This is a genomic window from Thermomonas hydrothermalis (assembly GCF_900129205.1).
In the GTDB taxonomy this organism is placed as follows: domain Bacteria; phylum Pseudomonadota; class Gammaproteobacteria; order Xanthomonadales; family Xanthomonadaceae; genus Thermomonas; species Thermomonas hydrothermalis.
In genome coordinates this window covers 77,627-98,840 of record NZ_FQUK01000005.1, presented here as the reverse complement: position 1 = coordinate 98,840, position 21,214 = coordinate 77,627, and the positions used below count along the sequence as shown (strand labels likewise).

The following is a 21,214-nucleotide window of genomic DNA, read 5'->3' as shown; positions in this document are numbered from 1 at the left end:
ATCCGCTCGCTCCGGATCGAGTAGAACAGCTGCAGCAGCTGCGCCCGCATCAGTTTCTCCGGCGCGATGGAGGCGCGGCCGGTATCGGCGTACAGCGCCGAAAACAGGCCGCTCATGCGTCTGAGCGCCTCATCGGCCAGCTCCCGAATGGATCGGAGCGGATGGTTCGCCGGGACGAAGTCGGCGAGCTTGGCGACCGTGAACAACGATTCCTGAGTGACGTCTGCACCGCGCATCCCACGCCCTCCACTATGGCTGAGGTCGATATCGCAAACAGAGGGCTTGAAAGCAAGCTCTGGCGCGGGAGAATTTCAACAAGCTGCTAGGTGTGCCTGCCCCGTCCTGTTCAGGCCTGTCTGCGCCCGTTATCGGCAGGCGCGGCGCAATCTGTTGCCAGATTACTGCGCCGGCCCGGCCAGGGAGCGTTGCGCCCGTTCCACATAGTCAGCCAGATACCAGTGGCCATCGAGGCGGACGGCCCGCAGCTCGGCATCCACCGGGGTGCCGGCCAGCAGGTAATGCAGATGGAGTCGGGCCTGATCCCCGGTCTGCTCGACCAGACGGACGTCCAGACCGCGCAGGGTGGCGTCCAGATCCAGCCCGTACTGCTGACGCAGTTGTGCCAGCAGGGTGGCGAAAAAGGGAGAAAGCCGGTTCAGGCTCTGGGTCATGCCGAGGGCGGCCAGCGCTGGCCAGCCGGCCTGGCCATCGAGACCGGTGCGCCGGGCGGCGGCGGTCAGGGCGGTGAAGAACCGGTGGGCGCGGGCGGGGTCGTCCAGTGGCGCCTGGATCGCCCAGCGCCCGAGTGCCTCGATGGCCTGCAGGGTCTGGGCCCGCTCATCCGGGCCGAGTGACGGATCGCGCGCCACATATTCCTCGCCGAACACCACCAGGGTCCGCACGGCCTGGTCGATGTCGCGATCGGCGTGAGCGAACTGGCGGTTGAAGCTGGCCATCAGCGCAGTCTCGGCGTTCGGCGCCTGCAGGGCGGCCAGCATGGCCGGGAGGTGCGCATCCAGGGGCAGCTCGTCCAGCGGCCAGCGGCTGCGGCCCTCGCGCCAGGCCTGACCTAGCTGCGCATGCAGGTCTGGCGGCACGGCCAGCCGGGCAAAGCCGGCGCCGTCGCGGGCGAGCAGGCGGTCGCGCAGCAGATACACCGCATCCACCGGGCGGGTGGCGGCTTCCGCGGGTACGTCCGGGACGCGTTCGCCGGCCGGCTGCTGGCAGGCGGCAAGCCCGAGGCAGGCCAGCAGTGGCCACACGAGGTGACGGCGCACGCGCGCAGCAGGGGTCCGGCGGGTCGGCATGGCCGCAGTGTCGGCAACCACGGGCTGCGGTGCAAGCGCCGCCGGGCGCAGGGGCTCACGTGCGGGCGTCAGTCCTCGGTGCGCAAGGCGTCGCGTTTGGCCTGGCGGCGGCGCTCGGCAGGCTGGGACCAGTCGTTATTGAACAGCGCCGGTTCCCAGCTGCCATAGCTTGGGTTGGGCAGCATGAACCAGCGCACCCCGAACCAGTCGCGGTACTGTTGCACCAGCGCGGCGCGGGCTTCCGGCGTGTTGGCGATGATCTCGGTGAAATCGCCCAGCTGGTCGCCGATCTGCATCAGGATTCGGTAGTGCTGCCCGGCCAGCCGGCGGCGGCAGGATTTTTCGCTGCCGTTCTGCTCGCAGCCCGGCACAAAGGTGCCCAGCCCCATGAAGACGCTGGCGTCCTTGATCGGGAACCCGGCCGCCTTGAGGTTGTCGAGGGTGGCCTGATCCAGATCCACCGCACGGTTGGAGATGTACAGCACGGTGATGCCGCGCGCCGCGGCAGCCTGGGCGAACGCCACCGCACCGGGCACCGGGCGCGCCTTGCGGGCCTTGACCCAGGTGCTCCAGCTCACCTCGTCATACGCCTGGTCGTCGCGGATCAGGCGCGCCTGGTAAGGCGAGTTGTCCAGCACGGTTTCGTCCACGTCCACGATCACCGCCGGCGGCAGGGCCTCGGCCGGGGTCTGGCGGTCTTCCGGGGGCAGGGCGTCCCAGTGCTTGTCGCGCAGGGCCTCGTCCAGCCGGGCTTGGGCGGCGCGGTACACCGTTTCGGTCACCGCGGCATATTCGGCGGCCTGCTGCATCCACACGACGGCGTTGAGGTTGTCGTGCGGCGCCGGGCCGCGGGCAGCGGCCGCGGTGTCGGCAGCGACTGGACGGGTGGCGGGCGCGGCGGCGCGCGGCGCGGTGGTCTGGCAGGCCGACAGGGCCAGTGCCGCCGCCAGCAGCGAGAGGGCGAAGGGACGACGCAGGGGCATGGTGAGGCTCATGGCAGGCAGAGCAGCAAGTGTACCCGGCGAAGATGACGATTTTTGTCCGGCCCAATGCGTTCAGACCGCCTCAGTCCGCCAGCAGCGCCTGGATATCGGCAAAGCTGGCACGCCGGCGCTCGGCACGTTGCGCGGCCTCGGCCTCGGGGTCGGCACCATCGTGGTGCAGATCGGCGTCCGGCAGCTCGTCCAGGAACCGGCTGGGGCGCAGGGCCACCCGTTCGCCCCAGCGTTGTGCCTGCCGCGAATAGGACAGCCACAAACGTTTCCGGGCGCGGGTGATGCCCACGTACAGCAGCCGGCGTTCTTCCTCCAGCCGGCCTTCTTCCAGGCTGGCCTCGTGCGGCAGGTTGCCGTCCTCGACGCCGACGATGAACACATGGTCGAACTCCAACCCTTTGGCCGCATGCAGCGACATCAGCCGAACCTGATTGCCGGGTTCGCCCCGGTCGGCATGGGTCAGCAGTGCCAGTGCCGCGGCCAGATCGCCCGGACCGGACGTTTTCGGGCCGTCGAACCAGTCGGCCAGCTCGTCCAGGTTGCGCCGGCGCGCCTGGAACTGCGCTTCGTCCTTGCAGGCGGCGCGCAGCGCGGCCAGCAGCCCGCTGCGCTCGTTGAGCTGGCGCACCAGCGCCGATGGCGGCAGGGTCTGCGCCGCGGCGCGCAGAGACTCGACCAGCGTGACGAAGCCGTGCAGGGCGTGGGCGCTGCGTGTGGGCAGTTGTTGCAGGACGGTGGTCGAGGCAGCGGCGCGGGCCAGTGACAGGTGGCGAGCCGTGGCCAGCTCGCCCAGCTTGGCCAGCGTCCCGGCGCCGACGCCGCGGTTGGGCGAGGTCACCGCCCGCAGGAAGGCAGCATCGTCGTCGGGATTGGCCAGCAGGCGCAGCCAGGCCAGCGCGTCCTTGACCTCGCCACGGTCAAGAAACGCGGTGCCGCCGGACAGGTGGTAGGGGATGCGCCGCTGCTGCAACGCTTTTTCCAGCGGCCGGCTCTGGTGGTTGCCGCGGAACAGGATGCAGAACTCGCCCCAGCGCGGTGAGTCCGGTGTCTGCGCTCGCGCCAGGTATTGGATTTCGGAGGCGACCCGTTCGGCTTCGTGTTCGGCATCGCGGCATTCCCAGACGCGGATGCGCTCGCCCTCCTCGGCTTCACTCCAGAGCTGCTTGAGATGGATGTGCGGGTTGTGTGCGATCAAGGCGTTGGCGATGCGCAGCACCCGCTTCGAGCAGCGGTAGTTCTGCTCCAGCTTGATCACCCGCAATGTCGGGTAGTCCTGCGCCATGGCCAGCAGGTTGTCGGGATTGGCGCCACGCCAGGCGTAGATGCTCTGATCGTCGTCGCCGACGCAGGTGAACTGACCTGCGGGGCCGGCCAGGGCCTTGAGCAGCCGGTATTGGGCGTCGTTGCTGTCCTGGCATTCGTCCACCAGCAGGTAGCCGATCCGCGCCCGCCAGCCGGCGCAGACCTCGGGGTCGGTTTCCAGTAGGTGCAGTGGCAGGCGGATCAGGTCATCGAAATCCACCGCGTTGAATGCGGCCAGACGTTGCTGGTAGCGCGCATACAGGTCGGCGGCCTCGCGCTCGCGTGGGCTGCGCGCGGCCTGCGCCGCCTGCTCCGGCGACAGCCCGGCGTTTTTGGCGCGGCTGATCAGCTGTTTCATGGCCTCCACTGCATCCGGCTTGCTGCCGGCCGACAGCAGGTCCTTGAGCTGAGCGCTGGTGTCATCAGCATCGAACACGGAAAAGCCACGGCGCAGACCCAGCCGGGCATGTTCGATCTGAAGCAGCTTCAGCCCCAGGGCGTGGAAGGTGCATACCGTCAGGGCGCTGGCGGTGTCGCTGCGCAGCCGCTTGCCCACCCGTTCCCGCATCTCGCGTGCCGCCTTGTTGGTGAAGGTGATGGCGGCGATGCGGTGGGCCGGATAGCGCCCGCTCTGCACCAGATGGGCGATTTTCTCGACGATCACCCGGGTCTTGCCGCTGCCGGCACCAGCCAGCACTAGCAGCGGGCCTTCGGTATGCAGGACGGCGGCGCGTTGCGCGGGATTGAGGCCATGCATGGGCAGGCAACGGAACAGGTGAGGGGACGAAAGAAGGCGGGTATTCTGGCATCGCAGCGGCGGGCGCGCCCGCTTGACGTCATCCGTCTTTTCATCTTCATCGCATGGCCAAGCTCTACTTCTACTACTCCGCAATGAATGCGGGGAAGACCACCACGCTCTTGCAGAGCGCACACAACTACCGTGAACGCGGCATGCGGGTACTGATCCTGACGCCGCAGCTGGACACCCGCGCCGGTGGCGGCGTGGTGGCCTCGCGGATCGGGCTGCGCGCCGAGGGCATCGCGTTCAGGCACGAGGACGATTTGCAGCGCCTGGTCGAAGCCGATATCGCAGCTCAAGGGGCACTGCATTGCGTGCTGGTGGACGAGGCGCAGTTTCTGTCGCGGGCGCAGGTCTGGCAGTTGAGCGAGGTAGTGGATGCGCTACACATTCCGGTGCTGTGTTACGGGCTGCGCACCGATTTCCGCGGCGAGTTGTTCGAAGGTAGCCAGTACCTGCTGGCCTGGGCCGATGAGCTCAGCGAAATCAAGACCATCTGCCACAGCGGCAAGAAAGCGACCATGACCGTCCGGGTGGACGATGCCGGGCGTGCGGTGCAGGCCGGGCCGCAGGTGGAGATTGGCGGCAACGAGCGCTATGTCTCGGTCAGTCGCGCCGAGTTCAAGCGGGTCATGCGTGGGGAAGGCCGGATCGCACCGGTGCAGGTGCCGCTGCCGCTGTGATCACGGTTTGACCGGCGCGCCGCAACGCTGTCGCAGTCGCGCCACCGTGCGCGGCACCACGCCGCCTTCGGGCAAGGCCAGCTGCATCTCGGCCAGGATCGCATCCAGGCTCAGCCGGGCCTGCTGGGGGGTGGTGGTGCAGGCCTGCTCGGCCGCATAGGCGCGGGCCAGCCACGCCGCTTTGCGTTGCTCCAGATTGTCGTCGGCCGGCAGCCCCAGGCGTTGCAGGCGCAGAGGAGCATCCGGCATGCCATTGAGCGCTTGCAGACGGGCCAGGGCGATCTGGGCGCGGCGGGTGTGCGAGTGGCGCGGGCCGTAGCCGGCCTCGGTATTGCGCACGGCAGCGGCCAGCAACGGTGCGGCGGCGTGCGGTTGGTCGAGCCCGGTCAGGATTTCGCCGAGCAGGCGCTGGCTGTCGCCCAGCGGGCTCAGGGCTCCGCGCTGGGATTGGCGCAGCACCAATGCCTGCTGGGCCGGGGCCAGGGCGTCGCGGTCGCGGCCGGCGTCGTGCAGGATCATCGCCAGGTTGAACAGGCCGGCCGCCTGCTGCAGCGGCGTGCCTGTGCGTTGCCAGCCGGCCACGGCCTGACGTTGCAGTTGCAGGGCGCGATCGGTTTCGCCGCGTTCCCAGGCGGCGATGGCCAGACTGTTGTAGGCGCGAGCCAGATCCGGGTGATGCGGATCCAGACGCGCCTGCAGCCAGGCGGTGGCGTTGACGAACAGCTCCTCGGCTTCGCTCAGCCGTCCCTGATCCAGCAGCACCGCCGCCAGCTGGCGTTGGGCGTCGATGCTGGCGCGGTGATTGCTGCCGTGCAGGCGTTGTGCCAGCGCCAGTGCACTGCGGCAGTCACGCAGGGCGGCATCCAGCGCGTCCAGCTGACGTTCCAGGGCGCAACTGCTGCGCAGCAGTTCGATGGCCAGCGGATGCTGTGGGCCGGCCGCCTGACGCAGCCGGGCCAGACCGCGCTGCAGGGTGGCCAGCGCGTCGGCCGTGTGGCCGGTATCGGCCAGCAGGTTGGCCTGGTCGAGGGTGGTTTCCGCCACCCCGGTTTCGTCCTGCTGGCGCTGGCGCAGATCCAGCGCACGGGCATAGAGACGTTGGGCCGTGGTCGTATCGCCGAGCGCGTGGCGGCAGCGGCCCAGTTGGTTGAAAAAAGCCGCCACCGGCAACGGCAGGCGCGGCTCTTCCTGGTGTGCCAGGGCATACCGGGGTTGCATGGTGGCCACGCAGGCGGCGGGATCCCCCAGTTGCTGCTGGGTCTGACCGCGCAAGGTGGCGGCCTGCAACTGCAGTCCGGTCGGCGCATCTGGCAGCGCCGCCAGCAGGCGTGCCTGGCGTTGCAGCAGGTCGGCGGCTTCGCGGTAATCACCCAGGCCCAGACGCAGCTGGGCCACCACGCCGTACAGCTCGGCGCGCGCCAGCGGTTGCCGGGCCAGGCTGTGTTCGCCGCGCACGATGCCCAGCGCCAGCAGGCGACGCAGATCGATCGGCGTCGCCCCGGCGCTGCCGGCATCCTGGAACAGTTCGGCGACATAGCGCTGCATCGCCTGTGCGCGCGCCGCCTCGGCCAGGGCGCGTTGCGCCTGCCAGGTCACGATACCCAGTGCTGCCAGCAGCACCAGCAGCACACTGGCGGTGGCGGCCAGCCCCCAGCGGTGGCGCTGCAGATATTTGCGCAGGCGATAGCCGAAGCGTTCGCCACGGGCCGACACCGGCTGCCCGCGCAGGTAGCGAAGCAGGTCCAGCGACAACGCCTCGACCGAGGAGTAGCGGCTTTCCGGACATTTGGCGATGGCCTTGAGCACGATGTTGTCGAGGTCGCCCGCCAGCGCCCGCGCCAGCCGTGCCGGGGGATAGGGGCGGGTCGTTTCCGGCGCGGCCTGGGCGGCGGCCTGCGAGGGGCGGATCGGTTCGCCGCTGACGATGGCCTCTTCCCATGCCGCATCGGTCTGGCGGTTGAGCCGGTAGGGCTTGCCGCCGGTCAGCAGTTCAAACAGCACCACGCCCAGCGAATAGACGTCGGTCATGGTGGTGACCGGCTCGCCGCGGATCTGTTCCGGCGCTGCATAGTGCAGGGTGAATGCACGCACCCCGGTGCGGGTCTGTTCGGTTCGCGCTGGGGTGGCATCGATCAGCTTGGCGATGCCGAAGTCCAGCAGCCGGACCTGCCCGCTTGACGTCACCAGAATGTTGGATGGCTTGAGGTCGCGGTGCACGATCAGATTGGCGTGCGCATGACTGACGGCATCGCACACCTGCCGGAACAGGTCCAGCCGCGCCGGGATGTCGAGAGAGTGACTTTGGCAGTAGCTGGTGATGGGTTCGCCTTCCACGTATTCCAGCGCCAGATAGGGCTGGTCGTTCTGATCGATGCCGGCATCGAACAGGCGGGCGATGAAGGGGTGTGCCAAGCGGGCCAGGATGGCCCGTTCGCGGTCGAAACGCTGGCGCAGGGTGTGGTCGGCCAGTCCCGGACGCAGTAGTTTCAGTGCAACTCGGCGTTCGTAGAGGCCGTCGGCGCGGGCCGCCAGCCAGACCTGGCCCATGCCGCCTTCGCCCAGCAGGCGTTCCAGCCGGTATGGCCCCAGGCGTGCGCCGGGGATGAGCGAGCCTGCGATCTGCACGATCGGGGTCAGCAAAAACTCGGCCTGGTCGGCATCAAGCGTCAGCAGGCGTTGTAGCTCATCGGCCAGCGCCGGATCTTCCGCGCGCAGCGTCGCCAGGTGCTCGCTGCGGGCAGGTTCCTGCAGCTCCAGCAGGGCGTCGAGCAGTGGCGATAGACGCTGCCAGCGTTGCGCGTCCATGGCGGGGCCGCCTGCCCGACCTTGCGGTCAGGTCGTGGGCGCCTCCTGCAAGATGGCCAGCAGGAACAGCCGTGCTTTCTGCCAGTCGCGGCGGATGCTGCGTTCGGAGCGCTGCAGCAGAGCCGCGATTTCCAGCTCCGACAGACCGGCGAAATAGCGCAGCTCGACCACCTGGGTCAGGCGCGGATCCACCGCAGACAGCTGCTTCAGTGCCTCGTCCAGCGCCACCACGTCCTCGTCCAGGCGAACCCCGCTTTCGAGCTCCTCCGGCAGTTCGGTGACACGGTGCAGATCACCGCCGCGTTTCTGGGCCAGGCGCTGGCGGGCATAGTCCACGATCACCGAACGCATCGCCGAGGCGGCATAGGCGAAGAAATGGCTACGGTCGTCGAAGTGGGCGCCGCCACGGCCGACCAGCTTCAAATAGGCCTCGTGCACCAGGGCGGTGGCATCCAGGGTGTGGCCCTGCTGCTGCCCGGCCAACTGGCGGCGGGCCATGGCGTGCAGTTCTTGATACAGCGTGGCCAGAACCTGATTCATGGCCGTGCGGTCGCCCGTGCGTGCGGCCTCCAGCAAAACGGTGATGTCACCGGGCGCGGTCATTGAACGGATACGGCAGGGTGTCGGGGGACGTTGGCACTATAGCGAATGACGGTCGGGTGTGGAGATTCGGGGGCGACATCCCTGGCCGACGCGAATCGCCGCAGGGTTCGGCGACGTCTTAGCGCTGGCAGTGGCCACACCAGACGGTCGTGCGCTGACCCAGGCTGGCCTGCTTCAGCGGGCGCCCGCAGCGGGTGCAGGGCTGGCCACCGCGCCCATACACCTGCAGCTCCTGTTCGAAATAACCAGGTGCGCCGTCGGGGCTGAGGAAATCGCGCAGGGTGGTGCCGCCGCGGGTGATGGCGTGGCTCAGGATCGCCTTCACGGCCTGTGCCAGCGCGATGTAGCGCGCGTGCGAGACCCGGCCGGCTGCGCGCAGCGGGGAGATCCCAGCCAAAAACAGCGCCTCGGCGGCGTAGATGTTGCCCACACCCACCACCACCGTCTGGTCCATCAGGAATGTCTTGACGGGTGTCTTGCGGCCGCGGCTGAGGTCGAACAGGTAGTCGCCGTCGAACGCCTCCGACAACGGCTCCGGGCCCAGCCCGGCCAGCAGCGGGTGGGTCTGCCCCGGCGCCTGCCAGAGCAGGCAGCCGAACCGGCGCGGGTCGTTGAAGCGCAGCACGCGCTCGCCTTCCAGCCGCATGTCCACATGGTCATGCGCACGCACCGGCGCGTCGGCGGGCAGCACGCGCAGAGTGCCGGACATCCCCAGATGCAGCAGCGCGCTGCCGGCGGCGGTGTCCAGCAGCAGGTATTTGGCGCGGCGGCGGATGGTCGCGATGCGTTGGCCGGGCAGCTGCGTCACGACTTCGCGCGGGATCGGCCAGCGCAGGTCGGGGCGACGCAGCAGTATGCCTTCCACACGCCGACCTTCGACGTGGGGCAGCAGGCCGCGGCGGGTGGTTTCGACTTCGGGCAGTTCGGGCATGCGGTTATTCTGGCAGCTGGCTGCTATCGTGTTTGGCCAGGTCGTGATCAATCTGGGGAAATGTCATGCGTCGCATCTTGCTTGTATTCGCACTGCTTTTCTTGACCCATGTGGCGCATGCCGGCGGGCCGACGATTGGCGAGGTGGCGCCAGTGGCGGTCGGTAAAGGCCGCGATGGCAAGCCGCTGACGCTCGATCAATATCGCGGCAGGATTGTCGTGCTGACCTTCTGGGCGTCGTGGTGTGGATATTGCTTGAAGGAGCTGCCGGTGCTGGATTCCCTGCAGCGACACGCCGGGCAGGTGCTTCAGGTGATTGCGGTGAACGTCCAGGACACGCCGGATGACTATCGCGTGATGATGCGCCAGATGAAGCACTACACCCTTGTCCAGAGTCGGGATTCCGATGGCGGCATTGCCAAGACCTATGACGTGAATAGCTACCCGAACCTATGGATCATCGATCGAGAAGGCAGGGTCGCCGCGCACTACAAGGGCTATGATGAAGACACGTTGGAAAGCATCATCGACGACATCAACGCCCTGCTGCGCGCTACGCCTGCTAGCGCAATGCCACCGGCAGCGGCGGCCAGTGGAGAGGCGGGCTGATATCGGGCGGCAGGGCGGCAGTCAGCTGCGGCATGCCATGATGCAGTCGCGCTGATAGGCGCGATTCTGTCCGAGACTTCCAATGCCCGCGTCCCTGCTCGATTCCTCTTTCCTCGACTTCCTTGCCGGTGGCCTGCTTCAGTTCGGCTGGGGCGAGATGCTGCTGTACCTGCTGGTGGTCACCCAGATCACCATCTTCACCGTCACCTTGTACCTGCACCGCAGTCAGGCCCATCGCGGTGTGGACTTCCACCCGGTGGTCGCGCATTTCTTCCGCTTCTGGTCATGGCTGACCACCTCGATGGTCACCCGCGAGTGGGTGGCGATCCACCGTAAGCACCACGCCAAGTGCGAGACGGAAGAAGATCCTCACAGCCCCATGCACAAGGGCATCGGTACGGTGTTCTGGCGCGGCGCGGATTTGTACCGTCAGGCGCGACTGCGGCGCGAGGACATCGAGCAGTACGGCAAAGGCTGCCCGGACGATTGGATCGAGCGCCATCTCTATACCCGCCACGCCAACCTTGGTGTGGTGCTGTTGCTGGCGGTGAGCTTCGTGCTGTTCGGCTTCAAGGGCGTTGCCGTGTGGGCGATCCAGATGGCGTGGATCCCGTTCTGGGCTGCCGGCGTCATCAACGGCCTCGGCCACTGGTGGGGCTACCGCAACTTCGAAACCACCGACACCGCCACCAACCTGACCCCGTGGGCGGTGTGGGTCGGCGGTGAGGAGCTGCACAACAACCACCACGCGTTCCCGTCGTCGGCCAAGTTCGCGCTGCGCCGATTCGAGTTCGACATTGGCTGGGCGGCCATCAAACTGCTGGAAAAGGTGCGCCTGGCCAAGGTGCTGCGCGTTGCGCCCAAGCTCAACCTGCGCCCCAACATCACGATGCCCGACATGGAGACGGTCAAAGCACTGCTGGCGCTGCGTGTCCAGGCGATGACCGATTACCAGCGCACCGTGCTGACGCCGGCGCTGAAGGAAGAAGCCGCCGCCGCAGGCGCCAATCTGCGCGCACTGCTGCCGCGCCGGCTGCGCAAGGGCATGGCGGATGACGGCCGCTGGCTGACTCCCGAGTCGCGCGCCCATCTGCAGGCGTGGGTGGATGCGCGTCCGCGCATCCGGGCGCTGCTGGAGCACCGCCGCCGCCTGGCCGATGTGCTGGAAAGCCGCGGCCACGATGCCGCCGAGCGTCTGCGCCGTCTGCAGGCCTGGTGCGCCGAGGCTGAGGCCAGCGGTGTGCGGGTGCTGCAGGACTATGCCGCGCGCCTGCGGGGCTATGCATTGGCGGCCGCATGAAGTCGATGCGGATGCAGCGGTGGCGCGCGTTGTTGGCACTGCTGCTGATACCGGCGGCGTCGGCGCAGCAGGTGCAGCGCGCCGGTGATTATCTGGCGCGGATGGATACCGATGGCGACGGTCGTGTGTCGCGATCGGAGTACCTGGACTGGATGGGCTATGCCTTCGATCGCATGGATCGCAACCGCGATGGCGTCCTGAGTGCAGACGAGTTGCCGGGTGGTCGCGGCGCACCGCTCACCCGGCAGGCGCATCGTGATCGCCTGACTGCGCGGTTCCGGTTGCAGGACAGCAATCACGACGGATATCTGGATGCCCGCGAGCTGGCCGCACCGCCGCATTGAGCCGCAGGGATGGCCGGTGCTACGCCGCATTTCTGAACGGCAGCCATTCTTACGTTTGTGTTTTATCGCAAAGCCATGTACCGTGGCCTGGCTGATTGACAAGGGTCACCTTGAATCGTGGCCTGATGTAACAGACACACGTCCTGTTTCGTGACACCCGCTTTTCGAATCTCCTTGGCACCAGCGCAACCGCCGCATCCGCGGCATCACCCGTTCCAAGGAGTATTCAACATGTCCAATACCGAAACCGGTACCGTGAAGTGGTTCAACGACGCCAAGGGCTTTGGCTTCATCACCCAGGATGGCGGCGGTGGCGATCTGTTCGTCCATTTCCGTTCCATCGAGGGCTCGGGCTTTAAGTCCCTGCAGGAAGGCCAGAAGGTCTCCTACGTGGCCGTCAAGGGCCAGAAAGGGATGCAGGCCGAGCAGGTTCGTCCGCTCTAAGCCACGCTCACGCGTGACCCAAAACGCCCGGCCCCGTGCCGGGCGTTTTCGTTTCAATCCCCGTTCGATGCGGGCCCGGACAGCCAGACGCCGGCATGAGGCCGGCGTCCGCGGCAGCGCATCGACCAAGGCGCTTACCAGATCTTCACCCGCGCCTCCGGTGCCAGGTACAGCGACTGTCCAGGCTTGACCGCAAAGGCGGCATACCAGGGGTCGAGGTTGCGCACGGTCAGCGCCCGCCAGGGCCCAGGCGCATGTTCGTTGCCGACCACCTGTGCGCGCAGGGCGGCTTCGCGCTGCTTCTCGCGCCAGGACTGGGCGAAGGCGATGAAGAAACGCTGGTCGCCAGTCAGCCCGTTGATTACCGGCGCCGGTTTGCCGCCCAGCGCCTTGTGGTAGGCCACGTAGGCTGCTTGCAGGCCGGCCAGGTCGGCGATGTTCTCGCCCAGGGTCTGCTGACCGTTGATGTGCAGGCCCGGCAGGACCTCGTAGGCGTCGTACTGCTGCACCAGCTTCTGGGTGGCGGCCTTGAAGTGCGCGGCATCCTCCGGTGTCCACCAGTTGTGCAGGCGGCCGTCGGCATCGAACTCGGCGCCCAGGTTGTCGAAGCCGTGGCTGATTTCGTGGCCGATCACCGCGCCGATCGAGCCATAGTTGGCGGCGGCATCCGCCTTGGGGTCGAAGAACGGCGGCTGGAGGATCGCCGCCGGGAAGTTCATCGCATTCTGCAGCGGCAGGTTCACCGCATTGACCGTCTGCGGCGTCATCCACCATTCGCCGCGATCCGGGGTCTTGCCGAGCTTGCCAAGCTGGTGACGGTATTCGGCCAGTGCGGCGCGGTCGGCATTGCCCAACGCATCGTCTGCCTTCACCACCAGCGTGCTGTAGTCGCGCCAGCTATCCGGATAGCCGACGCCGACCTTCATGGTCTCGGCCTTGCGTTTGGCCATCGCCTTGGTCTGCGGGCTCATCCACGTCAACGTGTCGATGCCATCGCGGAACGCGGCCAGGATATTGGCCACCATCGCCTCCACCTGCGCCTTGTCCGCGGGCGAGAAATACTGCGCGACATAGCGCTGGCCGATCGCGTCACCCAGCGCGGTATTGGTTGCGGCCAGTGCACGCTTCCAGCGATCACGCTGCTGGGTAGTGCCTGACAGCTGGGTGCCGTAGAAACCGAAATGCAGGTCGGCAAACGCCTTGGGCAACAGGCTGGCATGGCTGTTGAGGGCATGGAAGCGCAGGTAGTCCTTCCAGGTCTGCAGCGGCTGGCTGGCGACCAGTGCCGACAACTTTTTGATCGCCTCCGGTTGCCAGACCACCAGCACCGGCTGGGTGTCCAGCTGCGCGGCTTTCAGGAAAGCGGGCCAGTCGATGCCAGGCGCGCGTGTGTTGAACTCGGCGGTCGGCCACGGGTTGTTGGCCTTGTGGATGTTCTGGGTGTCCACCACGCTGGCGTGCGCCTGGGCGATTTTCATCTCCAGATCGAAGATGGCCTGCGCCTTCTTCTCGGCGTCCGTGTCGCCGGCCTGCTTCAGCAGCGCGGCGATATAGGCCTTGTAGGCGTCGCGGGTCTTCGCCATGTCCTTGTCGGCGGACAGGTAGTACTCGCGGTCGGGCATACCCAGGCCGCCCTGCAGCAGATAGCCGACGTTCTTCGACGGGTCTTCCAGGCCTTGCGCCACGAACAGGCCCATCAGGTTCTCGGTGTAGTAGTTGGTGGCGTTGATCGGGTCGACATCGGCACGCAGCGTGCTGCCCAGATAGGCTGACAGCGCCTTGCGGTCATTGATCGCAGCCACCGCATCCAGCGTGGGCTGCAGCGGCGTCAGGCCGCGTGCCTCGATGCCGGCCTCGTCCATGTAGGCGGTGTAGTAGTCGGCGATGCGGCGCGCGTCGGTGCCCGGCGCTGGTTGCTGTTTCTGGAGTGACTGCACCAGGTCGGCCAAGCGCTTCTCGGCCTTCTCGAACACGGTGTAGAACACCCCGGTGCCGGCGCGATCGGGTGGGATTGTCGTCGTCGTTTGCCAGGTGCCGTTGGCATAGGCGTAGAAGTCATCGCCAGGGGCGACATGCGTGTCCATGCCGGCCAGGTCGATACCCGGCGCGGGCGTGGCGGCGGTCGCAGAGGCGGCCGGCGAAGTTGTCGTCGCTGTCGTCTGGCGGGGCGAGCAGGCGGCAAGCGTCAGGCCCGCGAGGGTGCAGAGGGTGGCCAGGGCAAGCGGGGTGCGGCGCAGGGTGGAAAGCATGATCGGCTCCGTGGATGGCAACTGGCGCATCTTGCACGTTTTGTCGTGGCGATCCAGTGCAGGACGTCGCGGTGCGGCGGCCCAGCCCAGCATGGCGGCGGTTGTAAGATGACCGGATGACGCCTGCGATGGTCACTCGGCGGAAGAGCCGCCAGAGCGATCGCGTCGGACAACCTTCTGGCCGGACAGGCGGATGCCTGATGCGGACGGAGCGGATGGACGCGTTCAGACCTTGCCATGGCGTGGCTGTGCCCACCACGGAACCAGAGGAGAGACGGGATGCACCAGCGTGATCGGGTGGAGGCCGCCACCTTTGCGGCGAAGGCCAACATCAACCGCGAGCAGTACGAGCAACTGTGCGCGCAGGCGGTGCAGGATCCGGACGGGTTCTGGGCCGGGCTGGCACAGCGCCTGCACTGGTACCGCTTCCCGACCCGGATCCGGGATGTCAGCTACGACCTGCGTGATTTCCGTATTCGCTGGTATGAGGACGGCGTGCTCAATGCCAGCGTCAACTGCCTGGACCGGCATCTGGACAGCAATGGCGACAAGGTGGCGCTGATCTTCGAGCCGGATGATCCCGACGCGCCGGTGCAGAAGCTCACCTATCGTGAGCTGCATGCGCGGGTGTGTCGGCTTGCCAATGCACTGCGCAACCTCGGCGTGGGCAAGGGCGATCGGGTGACGATCTACCTGCCGATGATCCCGGAGGCGGTGGTGGCGATGCTGGCCTGCGCCCGCATTGGCGCCGTGCACTCGGTGGTGTTTGGTGGCTTTGCCCCGCAATCGGTGGCTGACCGCATCGCCGACTGCGGCAGCAAGCTGGTGATCACTGCCGACGAGGGCCTGCGTGGTGGCCGGCGTATTCCGCTCAAGGCCAACGTCGATGCGGCGCTGAAGCTGCCGGGCACGCATAGCGTGGAAACCGTGCTGGTGGTGCGCCATACCGGCGCTGCGGTGCCGATGCAGATGCCGCGCGACCGCTGGTTCGATGCCGTGGTGGATGGTCAGCCGGACAGTTGCGAGCCTGCTCAGATGAACGCGGAAGACCCGCTCTTCATCCTCTACACCTCCGGCAGCACCGGCAAACCGAAAGGTGTGCTGCACACCACCGGCGGGTATCTGGTCTGGGCCAGCTACACCCATGCGCTGGTGTTCGACCTGAAGCCGGAGGACGTGTTCTGGTGTACCGCCGACATCGGCTGGATCACCGGCCACAGTTACGTGGTCTATGGCCCGCTCGCCAACGGCTGCACCCAGGTGATCTTCGAGGGTGTGCCCAATCACCCGGATGTCTCGCGCTTCTGGCAGGTGGTGGACCGGCACCAGGTCAGCATCTTCTACACCGCGCCTACCGCCATTCGCGCCTTGATGCGCGAGGGGGATGCGCCCGTGCGGGCCACCTCGCGTACGTCGCTGCGCCTGTTGGGCAGCGTGGGCGAGCCGATCAACCCGGAGGCCTGGCGCTGGTATTTCGAGGTGGTCGGTGAGGGGCGCTGCCCGATCGTGGACACCTGGTGGCAGACCGAAACCGGCGGGATCCTGATCAGCCCGATCCCCGGTGCCACCGACCTCAAGCCGGGCTCAGCCACGCGGCCGCTGCCTGGGATCCGGCCCGCGCTGGTGGATGCCACAGGCACCCTCTTGGAGGGCGAGGCCGAGGGCAATCTGGTACTGCTGGACTCCTGGCCGGGCCAGATGCGCACGGTGTACGGCGATCACCAGCGTTTCATCGACACCTACTTCAAGACCTATCCCGGCATGTATTTCACCGGCGATGGCTGTCGCCGCGATGCCGATGGCGACTACTGGATCACCGGCCGCGTCGATGACGTGATCAACGTGTCCGGCCATCGCATCGGCACCGCCGAAGTGGAAAGCGCGCTGGTGGCGCACCCGGCGGTGGCGGAGGCGGCGGTGGTCGGCGTCCCGCATCCGGTCAAGGGGCAGGGCATCTACGCCTATGTGACCCTGGTGGCCGGCGAGCAGGAGACCGAGGAACTGCGGCAGGCGCTGGTGGCACAGGTGCGGCAGATGATCGGCCCGATCGCCACCCCCGACGTGATCCAGTGGGCACCGGCCCTGCCCAAGACCCGCAGCGGCAAGATCATGCGCCGCATCCTGCGCAAGATTGCCGAGGACGCGCCCGAGCAACTGGGCGACACCAGCACGCTGGCCGACCCGTCGGTGGTGGATGCATTGCTGCGTGGCCGCCCGCGCTAAACACGCGGCAACGCAGGCGATGTCAGCCTGCGCCCAGCCCGACACCTGTTCGCGCTGGCGCAGGCGACGCAATCGCGGGAAGGCTTAAGGCAGCACCGCGTCGTGGGTCAGAAGCCATAGCGCAAAAATCCGCCGTCCACGGCGATGCATTCGCCGGTGATGTAGCTGGCGGCGGGCAGGCAGAGGAAGGCGACGGCGGCGGCGACTTCCTCTGGCTCGCCGATCCGGCCCAGCGGGGTGCGCAGCAGCACCTCGTCGAGGTAGTCGGGGTCGGCCAGTTTGGGGCGGGTGCGGCGAGTGCGGATGTACCAGGGCGCCACGGCATTCACCCGGATGCCGTCCTCGGCCCATTCCACCGCCAGATTCTTGGTCATCTGGTGCAGCGCCGCCTTGCTCATCCCGTAGGGCGCGCCGGTGCGCACGTGGGTGAGCCCGGAGACGCTGCCGACATTGACGATCGCCGAGGCTGCGTGTCGGCTCAGTTGCGGGTGCGCCAGCCGGCACAGTTCGAAGGCGGAGAACAGATTGATCTCGAAGATTTCCCGCCACTGGTCTTCGCCGTAATCCAGGGTGGGGCGGGTCAGGTTGCCACCGGCGTTGTTGATCAGGATGTGCAGGCCGCCTTGATCGGCCGCCCAGTCGATGATGTCGGCGCGCTGTTCATCGTCGGTGACATCGGCCGGCAGGGCCAGCACGGCGTCTTCCGGCCCGGGGAATTCCTCTTCGAGCTCGGCGCGGGCCTGCTCCAGTGCATCGGGATCGCGCGCCACCATCAGCACCTGGGCGCCGAAACCCAGCAGCTCGCGGCAGATGGCAAGCCCAATACCGGCGCTGGCACCGGTGACCAGCGCACGTTGTCCGGACAGGCTCCAGCGGGGTGAGTGCATTGGCAATCTCCATGACAGACGACCGGCGTAGCATAGGCCACGGCCCGCCTCGGAGAACGCCATGTCCCGGATCATCACCGTGCTTGCCCTGACTGGCCTGCTGACCGCGTGTGGTGCGCCACCGCCGCCCGATCCCGAGCGGCCACCAGTGCCCAAGGCCGAGTCGCCCATCACTGCGACTGCCAACACCTACAAAGACGCCGCCCGCAGTGCGGTGCAGGCCACCCAGGCCCAGGCCGCCGCGCAGGCCGGCGCGGCCGATGCGGCAAACCGCTGAGGTCTGGGTACGGCGCACTTCACGCCGTGCTGATCCATCCCGGCACGATGTGCGCGCAACCGCGTGCGTGACGGCTGCGCGCATGTCGCTGGGTTCTTGTCAGTGCGGCGCGCAGAAGCAATACGCCAGCGCGGTCACTGGCGGTCGGCCGCGTGCGTGCAGCGCGTTTTCGACGAAACGCAGCGGTGCCGCCTGATCGAGCAGGCGCAGGCGGTGCGCTAGCAGGAGTTGGTCGCCACCGGTCTGGTGCAGCAGGGCTACGCCGACACGGCTTTGCAGCAGATCGCCCAACCACTGCGGGAACGGGGTGGCGGTGGTTTCCAGATAGCGCGTCTGCCAGTGCCCGGCCGCCAGTCCGGCGCGGCGGGCGGCTTCAGCGCTGGCCTCGTCCAGCCCGCCAAACGCATCCACCAGGCCGCGTTGCAGCGCCTGCGCGCCGCTCCAGACCCGGCCCTGCGCCACCGCGTCGATCTGCGCCACGGTCTTGCCGCGCGCCTTGGCCACCTTGCCGGTGAAGTCGCGGTAGCCCTTCTCGATCACCGCCTGCACGGTGGCCGCGACCGCCGGATCCAGCGGGCGGGTGAGGTCGAACGCGCCGGCGTAGCGGGTGGTGCCGACACCGTCGGTGTGCACGCCCAGTTTGCCCAGGGTGCGATCGAACGTCGGCAGCAGGCCGAAGATGCCGATCGAGCCGGTGATCGTGGACGGGTCGGCATAGATGCGGTCGGCATTCATGCTGATCCAGTAGCCGCCGGACGCAGCGACATCGCCCATCGACACCACCACCGGCTTGCCAGCCCTCTTGAGCGCCTCGACCTCACGACGGATCTGCTCGGAGGCAAACACCTCCCCGCCTGGCGAGTTGACCCGCAGCACCACCGCCTTGATGTCGTCATCATCGCGGGCCTGACGCAGCAGATCAGCGGTGGAGTCGCCGCCGATCTTGCCCGGTGGCAGCTGGCCGGCAGCGATCTCGCCCTCGGCGATCACCACCGCCACCTGCGGCCGGCGGTCGGTCTGCGGCAGGGCACGATCCAGGTGTTGCAGGTAGGTGTCCAGGTCCACCTGGCGGAAGCCGCCTTCGGCATCGTCATCCGCCACCCCGCGTTCGCGGAGCAGGCTGTTGACCTCATCGCGGGTCTTCAGCCCGGTCACCAGCTTCTGCTGCAGCGCCAGTTGTGCCAGATCGCCGTGTGCGGCCACCACCTGCTGCGGCAGGGTGTCGGCGTACTGCTGAAGCTGCGCCGGATCCAGCCCGCGCACCTGGCCGATGTCTTGCAGCATGCGCCGCCATAGATCGCCCATCCAGTACAGGTCTGCTTCCTTGGCCGCCGGCGAGGCGGCATCCAGCACATACGGCTCGGCAGCGGACTTGTAGGTGCCCACCTTGAACAGGTGCACGTCCACGCCCAGCTTGTCCTGCAGGGCTTCGCGGAAATACTGGCGATAGTCGGCTAGCCCTTCCAGCATCACCCCGGTGGAGGACATCGGGTCGAGGTAGATCTCGTTGGCCTGCACCGCCAGCAGGTACTGGCCCTGCGCAAAGCCCTCGCCGTGGGCGACGATCTGCTTGCCCGCCTTGCGCAGCGCCGCCAGCCGGGCGGCGACTTCGCGCAGGGAGGCCAGGCCGGACGGTTGCAGGTGGTCCAGCATGAGCGCAACGCGCTCGATCCGGGTGTCGGTGCGAGCAGCATCCAGTGCGCGCAGCAGGTCGCGCAGGCGCACTTCGCGGCAGTCCTCGCTGTGGCTGGCGCGGGCCAGATTGCGGCTGAGCGCATCGCAGCTGTATTGCTCGACCAACCGGCCTTCCGGGGCGATCACCAGGGTAGTGCGGGACTGCAGCGGGGCCAGTTTGCCGCCGCCCAGGAACGCCAGCAGGATCAGCAGCAGCACCAGCAGGAACAGCAGGTTCAGCACCAGCCGGCGCAAGAAGTTGAGCGTCTGCCAGCCACCCACGATCAGGCTGGCGATCGGGCCGCGACGACGCGGTTCGTTCATGGGGAAACTCCAGAAGGCGCCACAGGGCAGGCGCAGAGACGGGGGGAGACGCACATGCTAGCGAGCTGCGCCGGCGGAATCATCCGGCGTTGGTCATGGTCGGCTGCTGTCGGCTGCGCTGCAGAAAGCGCAGGCCAAGCAGCAGCGCCGCCATGCCCAGGCCCGCCGTCAGGCCCAGCCACATGCCAGCGGCGCCCCAACCCAGGCCCAACCCCAGGCCTGCGCCCACGGGCATGCCGATGCCCCAGTAGGCCAACGCCGCCAGCAGCATCGGCACGCGGGTGTCCTGCAAGCCGCGCAGCGCGCCCGCCGACACCACCTGGATGCCATCCGGGAACTGAAACAGCGCAGCCAGCAGCAGCAACCGGCCGGCCAGCTCGATTACCTGTGGATCCTGGCTGTACAGCCCGGCGATGGCATCGTGCCCCAGCAACAGCACCCCGGCCGACAGGCTTTGGGTGAGCAGCGCCAGGGCATACCCCGCCATGGCCGCCCGTCGCACGCCGGCCGCATCGGCACGCCCCAGCGCATGACCGACCCGTACCGTGGTGGCCTCGGCCAGCCCGAACGGCACCATGAAGCACAGCGAGGCGACATTGAGCGCGATCTGGTGCGCTGCCGCCGGCACGTCGCCCAGTCGGCCGATCAGCAGCGCAGTGGCGGCAAACAGGCCGCCTTCCATCGCCACGGTCACGCCGATCGGTAAGCCGGTGCGCAGCAGGGTGGCCAGGGTGGCCGGGTGCGGCGGTTCCCAGTGAGTGAACAGGTGCAGGTGGGCAAACCGGCGCGCCCGCGCCAGGTACAGGGCAAGCCCCAGCGCCTGCAACCAGAACATCAGCGCCGAGGCCAGCCCCACCCCGGCGGCGCCCAACTCGGGCAGGCCGAACAGGCCATTGGTCAGTACGTACCCGGCAGGTGCCAGCAACAGCAGGCCGCCGAAGCCGACCACCATGGTGGGCACCGACCAGTGCAGCCCGTCGCTCAGATAACGCAGCGCCAGATACAGGGTGAAGCCTGGGATGCCCCAGCGGATTGCGTGCAGAAACGCCGTGGCACCCGGCACGATGTCGGGGGCGATGCCCATCGGTCCTAGCAGGTGCGGCAGCAGCGACAGCAGCACGAACATCAGCCCACCCAGCAGCAGGGCCAGCCACAGCGCCTGCCGCAGCAGTGGCCCGATGTCGGCGTGGCGGCCGGCGCCGTCGTGCTGCGACACCATCGGCGGCAGCGCCATCAGCGTGCCCATCGGGATCAGCATCGGCAGCCAGAACAGCGCCGCCCCGACCGAGACCGCCGCCAAGGTCGTGGTGCCGTGATGTCCGGCCACGACCGTATCCACCACCCCCACCAGCCCGTGCGACAGATGTCCGGCCACCAGCGGGGCGGCCAGACGTGCCGTATGCACCGCGTCGCGGTGCAGGAAAGAGCGGTCAGGGGAAGGCATGTGGAAAAAGGCCCG

General features: G+C 67.8%; 18 protein-coding genes. 7 read left to right on the top strand and 11 right to left on the bottom strand.

The window, feature by feature from the left end:
• The 4 genes from BUA29_RS02545 to BUA29_RS02530 form a co-directional block, all read right to left on the bottom strand.
• Nucleotides 1-236, bottom strand: a 236-nt coding sequence (locus tag BUA29_RS02545; protein ID WP_143148776.1) for a transposase, incomplete at its 3' end; no start/stop codon positions are given.
• A gap of 162 nt (nt 237-398) precedes the next feature.
• The gene (locus tag BUA29_RS02540) at nt 399-1,307 is read right to left on the bottom strand and encodes a hypothetical protein (RefSeq protein WP_072755059.1); all 909 of its coding nucleotides are present in this window, start codon (nt 1,305-1,307) and stop codon (nt 399-401) included.
• A gap of 68 nt (nt 1,308-1,375) precedes the next feature.
• Nucleotides 1,376-2,290 carry a 5'-nucleotidase, lipoprotein e(P4) family gene (locus BUA29_RS02535; RefSeq protein WP_072755068.1) on the bottom strand — a complete coding sequence of 305 codons (915 nt, stop codon included), beginning with the start codon at nt 2,288-2,290 and terminating at the stop codon, nt 1,376-1,378.
• 82 nt (nt 2,291-2,372) lie between these two features.
• Nucleotides 2,373-4,361 carry a UvrD-helicase domain-containing protein gene (locus BUA29_RS02530; protein WP_072755058.1) on the bottom strand — a complete coding sequence of 663 codons (1,989 nt, stop codon included), beginning with the start codon at nt 4,359-4,361 and terminating at the stop codon, nt 2,373-2,375.
• Between the two features lie 104 nt (nt 4,362-4,465).
• Here BUA29_RS02530 and BUA29_RS02525 point away from each other — a divergent pair, with 104 nt between their 5' ends.
• Nucleotides 4,466-5,086 carry a thymidine kinase gene (locus BUA29_RS02525; protein ID WP_072755057.1) on the top strand — a complete coding sequence of 207 codons (621 nt, stop codon included), beginning with the start codon at nt 4,466-4,468 and terminating at the stop codon, nt 5,084-5,086.
• On the opposite strand, the gene BUA29_RS02520 is transcribed toward BUA29_RS02525, so the two are convergent.
• From BUA29_RS02520 to mutM, 3 genes are all read right to left on the bottom strand, one after another.
• Nucleotides 5,087-7,891, bottom strand: coding sequence for a serine/threonine-protein kinase (locus BUA29_RS02520; protein ID WP_072755056.1), 2,805 nt, complete (start codon nt 7,889-7,891; stop codon nt 5,087-5,089).
• A gap of 27 nt (nt 7,892-7,918) precedes the next feature.
• The gene (locus tag BUA29_RS02515; protein ID WP_072755055.1) at nt 7,919-8,494 is read right to left on the bottom strand and encodes an ECF-type sigma factor; all 576 of its coding nucleotides are present in this window, start codon (nt 8,492-8,494) and stop codon (nt 7,919-7,921) included.
• 118 nt (nt 8,495-8,612) lie between these two features.
• Nucleotides 8,613-9,425, bottom strand: a complete 813-nt coding sequence (gene mutM, locus BUA29_RS02510; RefSeq protein WP_072755054.1) for a bifunctional DNA-formamidopyrimidine glycosylase/DNA-(apurinic or apyrimidinic site) lyase — start codon at nt 9,423-9,425, stop codon at nt 8,613-8,615.
• A 65-nt stretch (nt 9,426-9,490) separates the two neighbouring features.
• Here mutM and BUA29_RS02505 point away from each other — a divergent pair, with 65 nt between their 5' ends.
• From BUA29_RS02505 to BUA29_RS02490, 4 genes are all read left to right on the top strand, one after another.
• Nucleotides 9,491-10,033 carry a TlpA family protein disulfide reductase gene (locus tag BUA29_RS02505; RefSeq protein ID WP_072755053.1) on the top strand — a complete coding sequence of 181 codons (543 nt, stop codon included), beginning with the start codon at nt 9,491-9,493 and terminating at the stop codon, nt 10,031-10,033.
• Nucleotides 10,034-10,115: 82 nt separating this feature from the next.
• Entirely contained in the window at nt 10,116-11,333 is a 1,218-nt protein-coding gene (locus tag BUA29_RS02500; RefSeq protein ID WP_072755052.1) for a DesA family fatty acid desaturase, read from the top strand.
• Nucleotides 11,334-11,344: 11 nt separating this feature from the next.
• Complete coding sequence (locus BUA29_RS02495; RefSeq protein WP_084602313.1) at nt 11,345-11,677, top strand: EF-hand domain-containing protein; 333 nt, start codon at nt 11,345-11,347, stop codon at nt 11,675-11,677.
• A gap of 231 nt (nt 11,678-11,908) precedes the next feature.
• Nucleotides 11,909-12,121: a cold-shock protein gene (locus BUA29_RS02490; RefSeq protein ID WP_072755050.1), complete on the top strand. Its 213-nt coding sequence runs from the start codon at nt 11,909-11,911 to the stop codon at nt 12,119-12,121.
• 134 nt (nt 12,122-12,255) lie between these two features.
• On the opposite strand, the gene BUA29_RS02485 is transcribed toward BUA29_RS02490, so the two are convergent.
• A complete protein-coding gene (locus tag BUA29_RS02485) occupies nt 12,256-14,370 on the bottom strand; it encodes a M13 family metallopeptidase (protein ID WP_084602312.1) in 2,115 nt (704 codons plus the stop codon).
• Nucleotides 14,371-14,649: 279 nt separating this feature from the next.
• Between BUA29_RS02485 and acs the strand changes: the two genes are divergently transcribed.
• Complete coding sequence (gene acs, locus BUA29_RS02480; protein WP_072755049.1) at nt 14,650-16,593, top strand: acetate--CoA ligase; 1,944 nt, start codon at nt 14,650-14,652, stop codon at nt 16,591-16,593.
• A 107-nt stretch (nt 16,594-16,700) separates the two neighbouring features.
• Here the strand turns inward: acs and BUA29_RS02475 are convergent, their stop codons facing one another.
• Nucleotides 16,701-17,480: an SDR family oxidoreductase gene (locus BUA29_RS02475; RefSeq protein WP_072755048.1), complete on the bottom strand. Its 780-nt coding sequence runs from the start codon at nt 17,478-17,480 to the stop codon at nt 16,701-16,703.
• Between the two features lie 61 nt (nt 17,481-17,541).
• Between BUA29_RS02475 and BUA29_RS02470 the strand changes: the two genes are divergently transcribed.
• Nucleotides 17,542-17,757: a hypothetical protein gene (locus BUA29_RS02470; protein ID WP_072755047.1), complete on the top strand. Its 216-nt coding sequence runs from the start codon at nt 17,542-17,544 to the stop codon at nt 17,755-17,757.
• A 99-nt stretch (nt 17,758-17,856) separates the two neighbouring features.
• Here BUA29_RS02470 and sppA read toward each other — a convergent pair whose 3' ends face one another.
• Together sppA and BUA29_RS02460 are read right to left on the bottom strand one after the other, a co-directional pair.
• On the bottom strand, nt 17,857-19,755 hold the full coding sequence (gene sppA, locus BUA29_RS02465; protein ID WP_072755046.1) for a signal peptide peptidase SppA: 1,899 nt from the start codon (nt 19,753-19,755) through the stop codon (nt 17,857-17,859).
• 79 nt (nt 19,756-19,834) lie between these two features.
• Nucleotides 19,835-21,199 carry an MATE family efflux transporter gene (locus BUA29_RS02460; RefSeq protein ID WP_072755045.1) on the bottom strand — a complete coding sequence of 455 codons (1,365 nt, stop codon included), beginning with the start codon at nt 21,197-21,199 and terminating at the stop codon, nt 19,835-19,837.
• Nucleotides 21,200-21,214 lie beyond the last annotated feature (15 nt).

Excerpts from the sequence above, each read along its gene's own strand:
- BUA29_RS02540 (WP_072755059.1), bottom strand. The coding sequence starts at position 1,307 with ATGCCGACCCGCCGGACCCCTGCTGCGCGCGTGCGCCGTCACCTCGTG.
- BUA29_RS02535 (WP_072755068.1), bottom strand. The coding sequence starts at position 2,290 with ATGCCCCTGCGTCGTCCCTTCGCCCTCTCGCTGCTGGCGGCGGCACTG.
- BUA29_RS02530 (WP_072755058.1), bottom strand. The coding sequence starts at position 4,361 with ATGCATGGCCTCAATCCCGCGCAACGCGCCGCCGTCCTGCATACCGAA.
- BUA29_RS02525 (WP_072755057.1), top strand. The coding sequence starts at position 4,466 with ATGGCCAAGCTCTACTTCTACTACTCCGCAATGAATGCGGGGAAGACC.
- BUA29_RS02520 (WP_072755056.1), bottom strand. The coding sequence starts at position 7,891 with ATGGACGCGCAACGCTGGCAGCGTCTATCGCCACTGCTCGACGCCCTG.
- BUA29_RS02515 (WP_072755055.1), bottom strand. The coding sequence starts at position 8,494 with ATGACCGCGCCCGGTGACATCACCGTTTTGCTGGAGGCCGCACGCACG.
- mutM (WP_072755054.1), bottom strand. The coding sequence starts at position 9,425 with ATGCCCGAACTGCCCGAAGTCGAAACCACCCGCCGCGGCCTGCTGCCC.
- BUA29_RS02505 (WP_072755053.1), top strand. The coding sequence starts at position 9,491 with ATGCGTCGCATCTTGCTTGTATTCGCACTGCTTTTCTTGACCCATGTG.
- BUA29_RS02500 (WP_072755052.1), top strand. The coding sequence starts at position 10,116 with ATGCCCGCGTCCCTGCTCGATTCCTCTTTCCTCGACTTCCTTGCCGGT.
- BUA29_RS02495 (WP_084602313.1), top strand. The coding sequence starts at position 11,345 with ATGCAGCGGTGGCGCGCGTTGTTGGCACTGCTGCTGATACCGGCGGCG.
- BUA29_RS02490 (WP_072755050.1), top strand. The coding sequence starts at position 11,909 with ATGTCCAATACCGAAACCGGTACCGTGAAGTGGTTCAACGACGCCAAG.
- BUA29_RS02485 (WP_084602312.1), bottom strand. The coding sequence starts at position 14,370 with ATGCTTTCCACCCTGCGCCGCACCCCGCTTGCCCTGGCCACCCTCTGC.
- acs (WP_072755049.1), top strand. The coding sequence starts at position 14,650 with ATGCACCAGCGTGATCGGGTGGAGGCCGCCACCTTTGCGGCGAAGGCC.
- BUA29_RS02475 (WP_072755048.1), bottom strand. The coding sequence starts at position 17,480 with ATGCACTCACCCCGCTGGAGCCTGTCCGGACAACGTGCGCTGGTCACC.
- BUA29_RS02470 (WP_072755047.1), top strand. The coding sequence starts at position 17,542 with ATGTCCCGGATCATCACCGTGCTTGCCCTGACTGGCCTGCTGACCGCG.
- sppA (WP_072755046.1), bottom strand. The coding sequence starts at position 19,755 with ATGAACGAACCGCGTCGTCGCGGCCCGATCGCCAGCCTGATCGTGGGT.
- BUA29_RS02460 (WP_072755045.1), bottom strand. The coding sequence starts at position 21,199 with ATGCCTTCCCCTGACCGCTCTTTCCTGCACCGCGACGCGGTGCATACG.